Genomic DNA, 16771 nt, shown 5'->3' on the forward strand with positions numbered 1-16771 from the left:
GCTTACTACCCACAACACCGATCGGCAACGGCGCAAGCCGTTGCCGATTTTTTCTTCGCGCGAATTTCAAGTTGCCGGGGAACACTCCCGGGCAGCAAAGGGAGTTGCCATGTCCAGATATCTGTTGCTTGCCCTGGTGGCGGCCTTGACCGGCCTCTGTACCGCTCCGGCCTCGGCGGCCCTGGACGGCGGCGGTTCCTACCTGATGCAGGGCTTCTTCACCACGCCCGGTGTCTTGCCGCCAGCGGCAGGTGCCTACCGCGCCGCCGGCAGCGGGGCGGGCAAGCGGGCGCTGCTGAGCAATGACAGCCAGGCCCTGGCCCCGGGCTCCTCCGAGCGGTTCTCCGTGGATTACGCCAGCAGCGAATCGCGGCTGGGCGCCACTGAGTTCGCCGACTACCGTAGCCTCCATCAGGCGCCGGCTGCCGGGCCCGGCTCGGCCGCGGACTGGGGCCCGCTGATCCAGGTGCCGGTGGCGATCACCTCGGTGGCGATTCCCTACCGGGTGCGCCTGGCCAGCGGCCAGCCGGTGACCGACCTGGACCTGAACGGCGGTATGCTCTGCGGCCTGTTCGCCGGCACCATCAGCACCTGGGACGAGATCAACCCGGCCTATGCGCGCGTGTCGGTGAAGGTGATCTACCGCGCCGACCGCAGCGGCACCAGCGAGTTGCTAACACGCCACCTCAACAGTCTTTGTCCCCAGGTTTTCAAGGTCAGTAACCTGTTCGCCACGGCTCACCAGGGGCCGTTGCCCGGGCATTGGCAGGCGGTGAACAGCGATCAGGCTCTGTTGGCCGCGCTCGCGGCCAGCGAAGGCGCCATCGGTTACACGGGGCCCGCGGCCCTGGATATCAGCAGTAACGCCCAGGTGGCGCGGATTAACGGTTTGCTGCCGCCCACCGCCATCGAACAGGTCAGCCTGGCGCAGTTCGTGCCTCCCGCCAGCCTCAGCGATCGGGTCGATCCGGACAAGTGGGCACCGACCATTGCCAACCCGGCTTTCGGCTACGGGCTCGTCGGCCACAGCTACCTGATATTCGGCCAGTGCTACCGCGACCCGCAGGACGCTACGGCGCTGCGCAGCCTGCTGCTGCGCCTCTTCGGCCCGAACCCCCAGGCCAATAGCGACGCCCAGTTGCGCGCGCAGCACCTGATTCCCCTGGACGCAATCTGGAAAAAGGCCGTGCGCGACAACTTCCTGCTGAGCAGCAGCTTCCTGAGCCTGAACAACCCCAGCGTGTGCAACAGCATCGGTCGTCCGCGCTGAGCCCACAGACCAGCCTGATCGCGGCCAGCTGGCTTGGGCCTGGTTCAAGCAATGCGAACAGGGCCGTGAGGGGGAGAAACCACGGCTGTTACAGCGGCCACCTAAGCAAGATCCATTCAACCTGCGAGGAGATTCCTGATGTTCAAACACACGTTGATCGCGAGCACCCTGGTTGTCGCCGCCCTGGCTTCGGCTCAATCGATGGCTGCCATCGTGGGGGGTGGCTCTACGCTGCCGATGGCTTTGTACACCACCCCTGGGGTGTTCGCCGTGGGGTTTGCGCCCTACATCGGTGTCGGCAGCGGCACCGGCAAGGTTGCCTTCTTGAGCAACGATGCCACCAGGCTGAACCTGGCTGCCGGTACCAAGGTGGATTACGCGGCTAGCGACTCGATACTCAGTGCTGGTGAAATCAGCACCTATCAGGCCGAGCACCTGGCTCCAGGCGTACCGACTTCTTCCCCTGACAACTGGGGCCCGTTGCTGCAGTTCCCATCGGCTGCCACCTCAGTGACCATCCCTTACAACAAGGCTGGCACCACTAACCTGAGTTTGACCAGCGAGCAACTGTGCGTGGCCTTGTCGAGCAACAACGGCGCCGTCCGTACCTGGGGTGAAGTGCTCGGTACCTCCGATACCACACCGGTTCGCGTGGTCTTTCGCTCTGACAGCAGCGGTACTTCGGAGATTCTCACTCGTCATCTGAGCAATCGCTGCGCGTGGTTGTTCACCACTGTCAGTAGCACTTTCGTCAATGCCCAGGCGGGCACCAAACCTGTGTCCTGGATTGGTGTTCGCAGCGATGCGGCCGTGGCCAGTACCGTGGCGACCACCGCTGGAGCCATAGGTTATGCCGGCCCTGAAAATCTGGATGCCACCAATAACGCGGTAGTGGCTCGAATCAACGGTTTGCTGCCAGCGGTTGGCAATGTAGTGACAGCCCTGAGCAACATCGCACCTCCAGCCACCGCGGTTGACCGTGCCGATCTGACCAAGTGGGCACCGGTATTGCCTAACCCGGCCAGTGGCTACCCGATTGTTGGTTACACCTATTTTATCTTCAACCAATGCCACAGAAGCCCGACAGATTTGAACTCGGTGCGTATTTTCCTCGCCAAGCACTACAACGCGGTTTTCACCAGCAGCAACGATCAGGAAATCATCAACAAGAAGCTGATCCCGCTGACCGCTGCTTGGAAGACCGCCATTCGCAACACCTTCATTCCAGTAACCAGCGCACAAGGGCTGAACAACCCCAACGTATGCAACGGCATCGGCCGTCCGCTCTGAGCCCACAGGCACATGAAGTTTTCATGACAAAGGTTCGGTGCCGGTCGGCGCCAACCGCCTATTAGCTGAGCGTCCCGTCCGTGACCGCGGGCGGGGCCGCCGATCTATTTCGCGACTGTGTAAAAGGATAAGTGAGCGATGCGCCTCGGTAAGCCCAACCCTGTTCTGAACTCCGCAAGCCGCTACGAGGCGGTGCATGTCCTGCGTCTTCATCCGCTGGCCCATGCCATCGCCCTGTTGCTGGTGGCGGGCAGTGCCCAGGCCGACACGGCATTCAGCGCCGGCTGGTTCGCCAGCAAGGGCGCGGCGCAGCAAACGGCGGGTGTCGGCGGTGTCGCGGGGAGCTTGCCCAAGCCCGGTTCGCCGCCGCCCCTGGCCCAGCAGTTGAAGGCCAGCCAGCAGTTGCAGCAGTCGTTGAGCAATGTCAGTAACACGGTGGCGGCCATCGCCGCGCAGCAGGCGGCCCAAGCGGCGGGCCGGCGCTCGGCGTTGGTGGCGGCCTCGAGCATTCCCGATGGGCTGGGCGAGGGCGGGCTCAAGGTCGACGAGAATGCCCTGACCCAAGGCTGGACCAATGCCAGCAAGCCGGTGCAGACCCAGGCCGACGGCAAGACCACGGTGAGCATCGGCCAGACCGCGGACAAGGCCATCCTCAACTGGGAAACCTTCAACGTCGGGCGCAACACCACGGTGGACTTCCAGCAGCAGGCCGACTGGGCGGTACTCAACCGGGTCAACGACCCGCAGGCACGGCCGAGCGAGATCCAGGGCCAGATCAAGGCCGCCGGCACCGTGATGCTGGTCAACCGCAACGGGGTGATTTTCAGCGGCAGCAGCCAGGTCGATACCCGCAACCTGGTGGCCGCGGCGGCGAACATCAGCGACAGCCAGTTCCGCGAGCGTGGGCTGTACGTCGACAGCAGCGGCTCGCAGCCGACCTTTACCGACGCCGCCGGCAAGGTCCAGGTGCAACAGGGCGCGCTGATCCAGACCCGGGCGCCGGGCGTGTCCACCGAGTCCGGTGGTTATGTCCTGCTGCTGGGCAGCGAGGTGGACAACGCCGGCAGTATCGTCACGCCCAAGGGCCAGGCGGCCCTGGCCGCCGGCGACAGTTTCTATATCCGCAAGGGGGCCGGCACCGCCGGCAACACCACCTCGACCACCCGCGGCAACGAAGTGGCCAGCACCCGCAAGGCCGGCAGCCAGGCCGGCAAGGTCAGCAACAACGGCCTGCTCCAGGCCGCCACCGGCGATATCACCCTGACCGGCCACCAGGTGCAGCAGAACGGCGTGGCCCTGGCCACCACCTCGGTGGACAGCCGCGGCACCGTGCACCTGCTCAACTCGGCCAGCGACGGCACCTCTAGCGTGACCCTGGGCGAGGGCAGCCACACGGCGATCCTGCTGGACGCCGCCAGCGGTACTGCCCTGGACAGCCAGCGCGGCGCCGGCCTGACCGGCCTGGGCGGCCCCGGCAACAGCATCGGCGGCGCCTTCGACAACCTCAGTGACGTTGCCGACCGGACCGACCAGTCGCGGGTGGAAATCGTCAGCGGCGGTAGCGTGGATTTCCGCGCAGGCTCCAGCACCCTGGCCACTGGCGGCCAGGTCGTGGTCAGCGCCGGGCAACGCAGCCTGGTGCGCGACGGTGCGTTGATCGATGTGGCGGGCGCGGTGGGGGTCAAGGTGGCCATGGAGACCAACAGCGTCAAGGTCAATATCCAGGGCAACGAGCAGCGCGACGCCGCCGGCAACCGCGACCAGGGCAGCCTGAACAACAACGATGTGTGGGTCGATGTGCGCGAGCTGGTCTACGTGCCGGCCGGGACCAACGGCTACGCCACGGACCGCTGGTACACCGCCGGCGGCCTGCTGGAAGTGGGCGGTTACCTGGGCACCCAGGCCCACGGGGTGGGCGAGTGGATGGCCCAGGGCGGCAGCGTGACCTTCAGCGGGCGCGATGTGGTGACCCAGGCCGGTTCGAGCATCAACCTGTCCGGCGGCACCCTCGACGTCCAGGGCGGCCTGGTGCGCCAGACCTGGCTCAAGGGCCCGGACGGGCGCCTCTACGAGTTGTCCCGGGCCCCGGGCGACATTCTCTACAGCGGTATCTACAAGGGTTATGAGGACAACAGCCAGCGTTGGGGCCAGACCGATTACTACTACAACCCGCTGATTGCGCCGCAGCAGCGTTACGAAGAGGGCTACAGCGTCGGCCGCGATGCCGGCAGCCTGGTGATCGGCACCGGCAGCGCGGTGCTCGAAGGTCAGTTGCTCGGCACCACCTTCCAGGGCGATCGCCAGACCCAGGCCGCCAAGGCCGGGCTCGATGGCTACAACCAGACCCAGAACACCGTGGCCCGCGGCGCCCAGCTGATCGTCGGCAGCTACATGCCGTTCTGGCACAAGGACAGCGGCACCCTGCAAAATGTCTTGCAGGCCACCGAGCGCACCCTCAAGCAGGTGGTCCTGGCCCCGGGGCAGGTCGCCCAGGCCCTGGACATCGGACTGGACTCGGCCCTGGGCGAGCGCCAGGGGCGGCTGCAACTGGATACCGGGCTGCTCAACGGCTTCGACCTGGGCGCGGTGCGGATCGCCGCCTACGAGAGCGTCACGGTCGACGGCGACCTGCGGGTCGGGCCGGCGGGGGAGATCGCCCTGCACGGTCCGCAGGTCCAGGTGAATGCCGGGTTGACCAGCCATGGCGGGCGCATTGCCCTGGGCAACGTGCTGCGGCAAAGGATATCGCCGTCAGCCGACCTGACGGACCCCCTGATCGGTTCCACCGCATCCCGGGCCAGCCTGGTCTTGAGCGAGGGCGCGCGCCTGGACACCAGCGGGTTGTGGAGCAACCTGTTGCTGGCGCCGCAGGACAACCGCGGCCTGGCCTTTATCAACGGTGGCAGTGTGTCGCTGCGCAGCCGTGGCGACCTGACCCTGGCCGCCGGCAGCCAGGTGGATGTCGGCAGCGGCGCGGCGCTGCTGGAGAACGGCAGCCTGCGCGGCGGCAAGGGCGGCGACCTGACCCTGGCGGCCAATGCCGGCACCAGCATCGGCAATGGCGTCCTGACCCTGGCTGGTCAACTCAAGGGCTATGGGGTAACCGGCGGCGGCACCCTGAGCCTGCAAGCGGGCAAGGTGCAGATCGGCGGGGGAGCCGTGCCCGACGCCGCGACCCTGGTCCTGGGCAGCGACTTTTTCGACAAGGGCTTCGGCGCCTACGACATCACCGGCAACCAGGGCCTGAAAGTCGCCGAGGGCGCCCAGGTGGATATCCGGGTACCGGTCTATGCCCAGGCTGCCGGGACGGCCAGTGCCGCCAGCGGCGAGCCGGCCGCCGGGGCCTTGCAGCTGTGGCTGCCGGAGCACTATCAGGAGGACCCGGTCAAGGGCCGCCTGAGCCAGCGCGCCGGGGCCAGCCTGAGCTTGCAGACCGGGGGGCTCGATTCCACTGCTGCCGATATCGCCAGCGTGGCCCTGGACATCGGCCAGGGCGCCGTCGTGCGGGTGGACAATGGCCAGTCCATTGCCTTGCGCGGGGTCGGCCAGATCAATGTCGACGGTCACTTGATCGCCCGTGGCGGCAAGGTCTCGATCGGTGCTGCGAATCCGCTGCAGGTGGACACCCAGAAACTGACCAGTAGTCATCAGCGTTCGATCCTGCTGGGGCACGAGGCCCTGGTGGATGTGTCCGGCTATGTGGCCAGTGCCCTGGATGCCCAGGGCCGGCGCTACGGCAAGGTCGGCGACGGTGGCAGCATTGTCATCGGCGGCACCCTGGACCCGGCCACTGGCCGCGCGGCGGCACCGGATCTGTTCGTACAGCTCGCGGCCGGTTCGCGCCTCGAGGCGTCCGGCACCCAGGCCACCCTGGATATCAAGGGCGCCGGCCCGACGACCCTGGCCAGCAATGGCGGCAGTATCAGCCTCAGTTCGCTCAATGGCCTGTACCTGGACGGCGACCTGCGCGCCGCCGCCGGTGGCCAGGGGGCGGCAGGCGGCAGCCTGACGGTGGCCCTTGAGACCGCCGCCTATGATCGCAACTGGCTGGACAGCGATGCACCCCTGGTGCCGCGGGAGCTGCGGCTCAGCCAGCGCCGCCAGCCCCTGGATGGCACAACCTCGGGGCGGTTGGCCTATGGACAGGGCAATCTCAGCGTCGAGCAGGTCGACGCCGGCGGCTTTGGCAACCTGGCGTTGCTGAGCAACGGTCAGATCAGTTTCGATGGTGATGTCGATCTGGCCCTGGGCCAGAGCCTACAGCTGTATTCGGCCTCCCTGGGCCTGGCCCAGGACGCGGCGGCCGATACCCGGGTCAGGCTCAGCGCGCCTTATGTGCGCTTGGCAGGTGTCGCCCCGCTTGGCGGTGAGAGCAACGTCACTGTGCCCGTGGTACGCGGTGGCAGTTCGACCCAGGCGACCCAGGCGCAGTTGGTCGTGGCCAGCCAGTTGCTGGATATCCGCGATGAGGTCAACCTCGGTGCCCATGGCGACATCACCCTGCTTAGTGGCCAGTTGCAGTTGGACCAGCGCGGCTTTGCCACGATGGATGTGCGTAGCGCCGGGGACATGCGCCTGCTGCGCCCCACTGGCAATATCTCCTTTACCCGCCTGAGCACCCCGGGTGACCTGAGCCTGACGGTGGCGCAACTTTATCCGGCGACCCAGGCCAATACCGAGATCCGCGCCCGCCACCTGAGCATCGGCCGCAGCAGCGCCCAGGACCCCGGCGTGCCCTATTCGGCCTATGGCAACCTGCTGTTGTCCGCCCAAAGCATCGACCAGGGCGGAGTGGTCCGTGCGCCCCAGGGCAGGCTGGTGCTGGGCTTCAATGGCGGCGAGGAAAACAACACCTCGACCGTGCGCCTGTTGCCCGGCAGCCTGACCTCCCTGAGCGCGGCGGGGCTGGCCATGCCTTTTGGCGGCACGGTGGACGGCCAGGCCTGGACCCAGGACGGCAAACCGCTAGGCGAGAGCGTGTTCAATGCCAACCTGTCCCTGACGCTGCTCGGCCAGTCGATCGATGTCCAGAGCGGCGCCGTGGTGGACTTGTCGGGGGGCGGCGAACTGACCGGCGCCGGTTTCGTCTCCGGGCGTGGCGGTTCCACCGATGCGCGTTTCAACCCCTTGGTGCAGATCGGCGCCGACGGTCGTTTCAGCCTGCCGGGGCGAGCCAGCAACCCGGTCTATGCCATCGTGCCCGGCAACCAGGCCGGTTATGCCCCCGGCGCCGGGCAGAGCGGCGCCCAGGACCCGGTGATCGGCCAGCAGATCACCCTGGCCGCCGGAGTGCCGGGACTGGCGCCGGGGGTCTATACCCTGTTGCCCGCCAACTATGCGTTGTTGCCGGGGGCGTTCCGGGTCGAACTCAACGGCGCCGCCGGCCTGGCCGCGCAGCAGCCGGGCCTGGCCATGGCCAACGGCTCCTGGAGTACCTCGGGGCGCTTGTCGGTCCTCGGCACCGGGATCCAGGACAGCCTGTCGCGCCAGGTGATCCTGACCTCGGCCGATGTGCTGCGCCGCTATTCCCAATACAACGAAACCTCCCTGAGCCAATTCCTCGTCAGCGACGCCGCGCGCCTGGGCATTCCCCGCGCCGCCCTGGCCGCCGACGCCAAGGGCCTGACCCTGAGTCTTTTGCAGAACCAGACCGGGCAGGCGTCCTTCACCTATGCCGGCACCAGTCGCTTCAGTCCGGGCAAGGACGGCTACGGCACCGTCGCCAGCGTGCTGAGCCAGAGCCAGAGTTCCCGGATGGAGATCGTCGCGGGCGGCCCCAGCGCGGGCTTTAGCGGCACCTCGATCGATGCCGCGCAGCTCAATGCCTTGGGCGCGGCCAGCCTGCTTATTGGCGGTACCAATGAGCGTCGGTATGGCCAGGGCGGCAACTACATCGTCTTCAGTTCCAACCTGACCGACCTGACCTTGCGCTCGGGGGCCCTGTTGTCGGCCCCTGAAGTGATGCTCCTCAGTGGCATGACCACGGGGGGCATCGTGGTGGAGCAAGGCGCCGTGATCGATACCCTGGGACGTGGTGCCAGTGCCTATGATTCCCGCGACGGCTTTATCTACGACCCCGGCACGACCAGCCTGCTGGCGGTGTCCAACGGCTGGCTCGACCTGCTGCCGCCGACCCCGGCGAGTAACGGCCAGGTGGGCCCGGGCAGTATTCGCATCGGCAGTTGCGCCGGCACTTGCAACGGCGTGACCCAGTTGTATTCCGACGGCACCCTGGCCGCCGCCACCGATAACCTGTTCGAGCTGGGGGACGAGGTGCGCTACGGCACCCGCAACCTGACCCTGGCGGTGGGCGGGGTCAATGTCGGCAGCAGCCAGAGCCTGGCCGAAGCCGCCGCGGGCCGGACCCTGGCACCGGGCCTGACCCTCAACCAGCAGGTGCTCGACCGGCTGTTGCGCGGCGACCGCGAGCGCGGCGCGCCGGCCTTGGAAACCCTGACCCTGAATGCCCGGGATTCGTTGAACTTCTACGGCTCGGCGCAGCTGAGCACCCTGGACCCGGTCACCGGTCAGTCCAGCCTGAGCAACCTGATCCTCGGCACGCCGGCGATCTACGGCCATGGCAATGCCGAGGACGTGGCCAGCATCCGCACCGCCAACCTGATCTGGAACGGCACGGCCGGGCTGCCGGGCACGGTGATCAGCCAGGGCGCCGGTACGGGCAGCGGGCGCCTGGAGCTGGCCGCCGAGCGCATCGAGTTCGGCTACGGCCCGCAATCGCAACCCGACAGCCTGGCCTCCTTCGATCGCCTGGCCCTGGGCTTCGCCAGCGTCGACCTGCGCGCCAGCCAGCGCCTGACCGCCAACCACAAGGGCAGCCTGGCGGTCTACCAGAGCCAGGGTGCCTACGAGAGCGGCAAGGGCTACCGCTACAGCGGCGGCGACCTGAATATCCTCACCCCGTTGCTGACCGGCGAAGCCGGCTCGGTGAACCGGATCAAGGCCGGCGGCGACATCCGGATCTCCGGTGGCGGTGCCGCGCCTGGGCCGATCAACACCCTGGGCGGCGAACTGGCGTTGCAAGGGCGCAGCATCAGCCTGGACACCGCGGTGGTGCTGCCCAGCGGCAAGCTGAGCCTGCTGGCCGAGCGCGACCTGCTGCTGGCGGACAACGCCCGGCTGGACCTGGCCGGGCGCACCGTGCCGTTCAACGACCTGAACAAGTACAGCTGGGGCGGCGACGTGACCCTGGAAAGCCGCGGCGGCGATATCCGCCAGGCCGTCGGCTCGCGGATCGACCTGTCGGCGCAGAACAACAAGGCCGGGACCCTAAGCGCCATCGCCCTGGACCCGGGAGCGGGCCAGGTAGCGCTTTTGGGAGCGATCCTCGGCGGCAGTTCCGGGTACTACGATGCCGGCGGCACGCGGGTGCCGTACAAGGCCGGCGGGGTGGATATCCGCGCCCAGGGCGTGGGCGACTTCGCGGCCCTCAACCAGCGCCTCAACGAAGGCCAGGTCTACGGTTCGCGCAGCTTCCAGCTCAAGCAGGGCGACCTGCAACTGGGCAGTGAGCTCAAGGCCGGGGAGATCAACCTGTCCCTGGACAATGGCCACCTGACGGTGCTCGGCACCGTGGACGCCAGCGGCGAGCAGGTCGGCAGCATCCGCCTGGCGGCGCGCAACGGCCTGACCCTGGGCGGTTCGGCGCTGCTCGATGCCCATGGCACGCAACTGCGGGTCGACAGCTACGGCAAGATCATCGACGCACCGAACCGCGCGGTGGTCGAACTGACCTCGGGCGAGGGCCGGCTGGTGCTGGCCGAAGGCAGCCGCATCGACTTGCGCCACGGCACCGCCGCGGCTGCGGGCAGCCAGCCCGGGCAGCACGACGGCCAGACCCGGGGCACCCTGGAACTCAACGCGCCACGGCTGGGCGGGGTCAGCGGCGGCGATATCGATATCGATGCCAGCGGCCGCCAGCAGATCAGCGGGGCCCGGTCGATCGCGGTCAATGGCGTCTGGCGGTATGACGACAACGACAGCGACGCCGTGCTCAAGGACGGCAGCGACGCTGTCAGCGGCAAGCCGTACCGGGTGGTCAACCAGGCGTACATGGACCTCAAGCACGCGCAGAGCACGGCCTTCGTCGACGCGGCGCTGGCCAATGGCGCGCTGCTCGACGGCAAGCTGGCCGGCCTGACCGCGGGCGGCTACGGCGATGCCCTGCACCTGCGCCCCGGGGTGCAGATCAGCAGCGAGCGGGATGTGGTGATCCAGGGCGACCTGGACCTGTCCGGCTACCGCTATGCCAGCCTCAACCCGCATTTTGCCCGGACCGCGGTCTACGGCTCCGGCGAGACCGGCAACCTGGCAATCCGCGCCGCCGGCAACCTCGACGTGCGCGGCAGCGTCACCGATGGCTTCACCCCGCCGCCGGCCACCCCGGACGACGCCGGCTGGGTGTTGCTGCCCGGCAAGCAGCCGTTCGGCGGCGAGTTGGTGGTGCCGGGCCTGGGCGTGACCCTGGCCGACGGCACGCTGTTCCTCGGCGGCAAGACCCTCAACTACGACTTGCCGATCAAGGCCACCACCTTCGCCAGCGGCGTGGTACTGCCCACCGAAGGCCGCCTGGCGCAAGCCCTGACCCTGGCCGCGGGCAGTGTGGTGCGCGGCGACGTACGCGCCGCCGACGGCAGCCTGCTGTACGCCGCCGGCACCTTGCTGGAGCAAGCGGTGACCCTGCCCGAGGGCACCCGGCTCGGCGCCGGGACCCTGTTGACCAGCCGCACCGCGTTGCAGGCCATGCTCTGGCCCAAGGGCGTGGCGCTGCCGGCGACCCTCGACCCGAGCAGCGGCCAGCAGGACACCTTTGCCCTCAATGGCGAGCTGGCGCTGAAAGCCGGCGCGCTGATCCCGTCGCAGACCGACGTCAAGCTGCCCAACGGTGCCTTGTCGGTGGCCCTGCGTCCGCTCGACGGCGAAAGCCAGGGGCGCAACTGGGCGATCGCCGGGTTGCTGCCCGAGGGCTCGCAATCCTGGTCGCTGCGCCTGGTCAGCGGCGCCGACACCGCGGCGGCCGATACCCGCAGCGTCACGCCCCGGGTGGTCGATGGCCAGTTGATCCTGGCCGATACCCATTACTCGCTGTTCCGCGACCGCGAGATCGTTCCCGGCAAGCCGGGGGGCAATTGGGTCTGGGGGCCTGACGTGGAGAGTCCGGACTGGAGCTGGTTGGGTTTCGAGGCTGGCCAGCCGCTGTCGCAGAGCGATCTGGATAACGGAATGTGCGACTGGGCGCCGGGGATGTGCGTCTTCAAGCCCAGCGTCGATAGCTGGGTCTGGGGGCCTGACGTGGAGAGTCCAGACTGGAGCTGGTTGGGCTTCGAGGCAGGCCAGCCGTTGTCGCAGAGCGACCTGGATAACGGAATGTGCAGCTGGGCACCGGGGATGTGCGTCTTCAAACCCGGCGAGCCGGGCGAACCCGACAAGCCTGGAGAAGTGATCGCGGTACGGGCCATGGCACCGATCTTCAGCGTACTGCGCACCGGCACCGGCGACCTGGACCTGATCGCCGGCGGCGATCTGAGTATGCAATCGGTCTTCGGCGTCTACACCGCCGGCACCCAGTCCGAGGCCATGGGCGCAGGTTTTGCCGCAGCCCGCGGGGTGGGCAGCGCCGGTACGGTGCTGGGCGGGTACAACAGCCTCCCTCTGTACGGCAATGCCAACTACAAGGCCGGTTTCGACGAACAGGTGGCGGCCTACGAAAAACTGGTGGCTGGCGGTGGCCTCTACCAGGCCTGGTACCCGGAGCAGGGCGGCAACCTGTTGCTGTCGACGGCGGGCAGACTGCGTGGCGATGCTCTGGGCAGTTTCTGGGACCAGAGCGTGAGCAGCACCGCCTTGTCGAGTGCCGCTGTGGGCAACTGGCTATGGCGCCAGGGCAGCGGCTCGGCGGCAGTGGACCAGGCCGTCCCGACTGCCTGGTGGATCAACTTCGGTACCTATGTCACTCCGACCATAGGCGCGCCCATGCCCCAGGTTACCGGCTTCACCGGAATCGGTACCCTGGGCGGCGGCAACCTGGACGTACGGGTCGGCACCGATGCCGGCACCCTGCTGCGCCGTGGCGACCGCGATCTGACCACGGCGCGGCGTAGCGAGGCGCTGATCCTGGCGGTGGGCAGCACCGGGCGGGTGGCCGCCGATGGCGGCTTGGCCCTGACCGGGGGCGGCGACCTCAAGCTGAATATCGGTGGCGGCCTCAACCCTTCCCTGGATGCCCGGGCGTCCAGTGTTGGCAGCGGGCCCGCGGTGGGGCAGAGCCATGACTTGAACGGCGCCCTGATCAACCTGCGGGGTAATGTGCAGGTTGAAGCCGGGGCCCTGGGCGGCATCAAGCAGAATTTCGGTCGCTTCAGCCTCAACCAGGACGCCCAGGAAGCGCGGGCCTACGATCCGTATTCGGCCTCGATGGCCAGCGCCACCGGCGGGCTGGTGATCATTCCCGGCGATGCCACGGTCAGCCTCACCACCCGTGGCGACCTGGTGCTGGGTGGGGCCGTCGATCCGGGCCGTACGCGGCAGCACAATACTTCGGCGTTCAGCCTGGACGGCACCGCCTACCTGGGCGGCGGTAGCGGCTGGTTTTCGCTGTGGACCGCGCATACCGCCATCGACCTGTTCTCGGCGGGGGGCAACTTGACGCCTTCGACCCAGAGCGGAGAACTGGCCGTGAACAGCAATGAAACGCCAACGCCACCACGGGCCCAGCTCGATACCTCGCCGACCGACGGGCGTTTTATCTATCCGTCGATCCTGCGGGCCGTGGCCCCGGGCGGCAACCTGTACTACGGCTCTTCGGCGCTCTATACCCGCAACCAGCAGAACTCGCCTTATTCATTAGTGCTGGCGCCTTCGCCCAACGGCCAGTTGCAGATGCTCGCGGGCGGTTCGATCTTCGCCGGCGGTTATGCGCTCAACCAGTCCGGCGCCGACAGCCGCCTGTTGCCGACGCCGTTTGCGCCGGCCTTCGAAGGTAGCGGCGACGGGCGTTTGCTGGTGAGCAATCTCAGCCCCGATGGTTTGTCTTCCTTGCAAGGCATGGGCGGCTTCCCGCTCTTCGCCTTTGGCGGCGATACCCTGACCACCCTTGGCGGCCGACGAGATCCGGCGCGGTTCTATGCCATGGCCGGCGACCTGGTGGGCATCCGCTCGGGCGAACAACTGAACTTCAGTGCTGGCCTGCGCCAGGGCCAGACCTGGTACGACGCAGCCGCGCCGGTCTGGATGCTGGCCGGTCGGGATATCGTCAACAGCGGGACCCAGTTGGGGCAGGCGACGGCCATCGTGCCCATGCTGGGGGGCGGTTCGAGCAGCGGCAACCTGTTCGTGCACAGCGACCCGCTGGATATTTCCCTGGTCTCGGCCGGGCGCGACATTCTTTACAGCAGCTTCAGCGTCGCGGGCCCCGGCTTGCTGCACATCAACGCCGGGCGCGATATCCGCATGGAAGACAAGGCCTCGATCACCAGCCTCGGCCCCCTGGTGCCGGGCGACAGCCGGCCGGGGGCGAGCATCGTCCTGCAGGCGGGGGCCGGGGCCGGCGGGCCGAACTACACGGCCTTTGTCGCGCGCTACCTGGACCCGGCCAACCTGGCCAGCGACAGTGCGTCCCTGGCCGCGCAGCCGGGCAAGGTGGCCAAGACCTACGAGACCGAATTGGCCAGCTGGCTGAAGCTGCGCTACGGCTTCAGCGGCAGCGACGAGCAGGCCCGGGCCTACTTCGCCGGCTTGCCGGCGGTGGAGCAGGGGCTGTTCGCGCGCCAGGTGTATTTCGCCGAGCTGCGCGCCGGCGGCCTGGAGTACAACCAGGCCGACGGTCCGCGTCGCGGCAGCTACCTGCGCGGACGCAACGCCATTGCCGCGCTGTTCCCGGACACCGACGTGGCCGGCAACCCGATCGTCTACCAGGGCAATATCACCCTGTACGGCGGCGCCGGGGTGCACACCAATGTCGGCGGCGATATCCAGATGCTCACCCCAGGCGGGCAGCAGGTGTTCGGCATCGAGGGCAATGCGCCGCCGTCCACTGCGGGGGTGATCACCCAGGGCCAGGGCAATATCCAGCTCTATTCCCAGGGCAGCATCCTGCTGGGCCAGAGCCGGATCATGACCACCTTCGGCGGCTCGATCCTCGGCTGGTCGGCCGAGGGCGACATCAACGCCGGGCGCGGTTCCAAGACCACCGTGGTCTATACCCCGCCAAGGCGTGTGTACGACAACTGGGGCAACGTGACCCTGTCGCCGTCGGTGCCGAGTACCGGGGCCGGGATCGCCACGCTGAACCCGATCCCCGAGGTGGCGCCGGGGGATATCGACCTGATCGCGCCGCTGGGCACCATCGACGCCGGCGAGGCGGGGATCCGTGTCTCGGGCAACGTCAACATCGCTGCCCTGCAAGTGGTCAACGCCGCCAACATCCAGACCCAGGGCAAGTCCTCGGGGATTCCGGTGACGGCGGCGGTCAATACCGGGGCTATCACGTCGGCCAGTTCGGCGGCGTCTTCGGCGACCCAGGCCGCCGAAGACGTGGCGCGCCAGCAGCAGGCGGCGTCGCGGCAGAACCTGCCGTCGGTGTTCACCGTGCAGGTCCTGAGTTTCGGCCAGGAACGCCTGGCGCCGACCCAGGACGGCGCCAGCCGGGCCAACCCGACCTACAACCCGGACAGCCCGGTGCAGGTCCTGGGTGCCGGGCCGCTAAGCGACCAGGCGCGCCAGCAGTTGACCGAGGAGGAGCGGCGGCAACTGACTTTATAGGTTCTCTCGTGGCAACACAGTTCGGGGCAATCGTTGATTGCCCCTTTTTTTTGCTTGCGTACAACACTCCCACGAAGCCTCTAGCTGGGTGACCGAGGTCACCCATGTCGGCAGCGAAATCGGCACCGGCGGCGATCTGACCCGGGTCAGCGGCGGGGATCAGAAGTGCCTGAAGATCGATGTCAAGCAGGTGGACCAGCAAACCGTCAGCCAGAGCATCGGCGCGGCCTATGGCAAGGCCGGCTACCAGGTGGTGCAGGGCAGCGACCCGGCCAGTGATATCAAGACCATCACCGTGCATGTGGTCGAGTTCTGGTCGTGGATGTCACCCGGCGCCTTCTCCGTAGCGGTGAACAACAAGTCGCACTTGAAGGTGGACACCGGTGTGCCTTCGCCGGTCGAGGTCAAGACCTTGAAGCGTGAAGGCATGCAGATGATCACCGAGGATGACTGGAAACTGATTACCGAAGCGGGTTTGCAGGCCATTACCGATTCGATGGCCAAGCAACTCTGAATCCAGGGTTGTTCCGCCTCCGGGCGCTCGCATTCTGCCGGGCGCCCGACCTTTGCGGTTAACGCCAACTCCCTTGCCGCCCAGCCGCCACCGATCGACATTGCCACCGGCCCTGACGAATACCCTGTAGCCGCTGCCGAGCCCGCGAGGCTGCGTTCGACTGCGCAGCAGGCGCAGGGTTCTAAGAGCGAAGCAGGACTTTCGCTGCTGTCGAACCGAAATCGTGGAAAAGACGGTTTTGGGATAAAAGTTGATTGTTTTCTGACTAACGCGGCCCGAATGAAGTTCTTATGATCCGCCTCACCTTGTAATGTCAAAGTGAGATGAATCTAGTGCGTACTTTGTTACTCAAACTGGCCCTGCCAGCCTCCCTTCTTTTATCGGGTTCGGCCATGGCGGAATCTTTCACCTTAACCAGCGCGAATATTGCTCAGGGCAAGTCCATGAATCGTGCTCAGGAGTTCCAGGGTTTCGGTTGTAGCGGCGGTAATCAGTCGCCACAACTTTCGTGGAGCGGAGCGCCCGCCGGGACCGAGGCGTTCGCGGTGTTTGCCTATGACCCCGACGCGCCTACCGGCAGTGGCTGGTGGCATTGGCAACTGGTCAATATTCCGAAGAATGTCACCACGCTGGCCGCGGGCGCTGGCGACTCGAACAAGCCGTCGATTCCGGCCGGCAGCATGAGCCTCAAGAACGATTACGGCGCCCTCGGCTTTGGCGGGGCTTGCCCGCCCGAAGGCCACGGCGCGCACCGTTACCAGTTCACGGTCTTTGCCCTGTCGAAGAAACTGGAGCTGCCCGAAGGCGCCTCCGGGGCCCTGACGGGTTACATGGTACGGGCCAACTCCCTGGCTTCGAGCACCATCGAAGCGCTGTACGAGCGAAAGTAAATCTTAACTGCTCGCTGAAAATTCTGATTT

General features: G+C 67.2%; 5 protein-coding genes. All 5 read left to right on the forward strand.

The window, feature by feature from the left end; translation table 11 throughout:
- Nucleotides 1-109: 109 nt before the first annotated feature.
- Entirely contained in the window at nt 110-1270 is a 1161-nt protein-coding gene (locus tag BTN82_RS13380) for a substrate-binding domain-containing protein (RefSeq protein WP_075119590.1), read from the forward strand.
- Between the two features lie 138 nt (nt 1271-1408).
- Nucleotides 1409-2560, forward strand: a complete 1152-nt coding sequence (locus tag BTN82_RS13385; protein WP_075119591.1) for a substrate-binding domain-containing protein — start codon at nt 1409-1411, stop codon at nt 2558-2560.
- Nucleotides 2561-2698: 138 nt separating this feature from the next.
- Nucleotides 2699-15337: a filamentous hemagglutinin family protein gene (locus BTN82_RS13390; RefSeq protein WP_075119592.1), complete on the forward strand. Its 12639-nt coding sequence runs from the start codon at nt 2699-2701 to the stop codon at nt 15335-15337.
- An 88-nt stretch (nt 15338-15425) separates the two neighbouring features.
- A complete protein-coding gene (locus BTN82_RS13395; RefSeq protein ID WP_261792965.1) occupies nt 15426-15851 on the forward strand; it encodes a hypothetical protein in 426 nt (141 codons plus the stop codon).
- Nucleotides 15852-16192: 341 nt separating this feature from the next.
- A complete protein-coding gene (locus tag BTN82_RS13400) occupies nt 16193-16741 on the forward strand; it encodes a YbhB/YbcL family Raf kinase inhibitor-like protein (protein ID WP_410002813.1) in 549 nt (182 codons plus the stop codon).
- The last annotated feature ends 30 nt before the right edge of the window (nt 16742-16771 follow it).

This window comes from Pseudomonas chlororaphis (assembly GCF_001921865.1).
GTDB lineage: Bacteria > Pseudomonadota > Gammaproteobacteria > Pseudomonadales > Pseudomonadaceae > Aquipseudomonas > Aquipseudomonas chlororaphis_D.